Raw genomic sequence first — 452 nt, 5'->3', positions numbered from 1 at the left:
ATATAGCAATCCTAAATAGGTTGTGGCAAAATCCCGTACATAAAAAGCTTGGGAAAATCAAAAATTTGCCCCTGAGCAAAAAACTCAAATAGCCACTTAACTACTTTAAAAGATGGGCATAAATGATAGAATTTTCTCACGAAATTTTTGGTTTGTAACCAAATATCTTCAACCGGATTTTGCTCCGGCGCATTAGGAGCAAAATTTACACAAGTAATCCGCCATTCTTCTTCCGATAAATTTTGATTAACTTGAGTTAAGTAATCTCGAAAGTTTTGAGAACAATGATAAGTGGCATTGTCCCAGACTATAGCCAACCTTTTCCCCGGATTTTGCTGTTGTAAATACTGGAGAAAGTCTACGGTATTTTCTGTATTGCCCGCCGCATAACCTTTGATAATAAATTCTTTCGTTTGGTAATCTAAAGCTCCATAATAAGTTTGCCTTTCTTT

1 protein-coding gene is annotated in these 452 nt (G+C 35.6%); it reads right to left on the bottom strand.

Annotated features, from left to right (window positions below; all coding sequences use genetic code 11):
• Window positions 1–11: 11 nt before the first annotated feature.
• On the bottom strand, window positions 12–452 hold a 441-nt coding region (locus tag PL9214_RS29435), incomplete at its 5' end, for a transposase (RefSeq protein WP_139295212.1).

This window comes from Planktothrix tepida PCC 9214 (assembly GCF_900009145.1).
Lineage (GTDB): Bacteria > Cyanobacteriota > Cyanobacteriia > Cyanobacteriales > Microcoleaceae > Planktothrix > Planktothrix tepida.
Note: the sequence above shows the minus strand (reverse complement) of the source record. Positions and strands in the feature narration are given on the sequence as shown.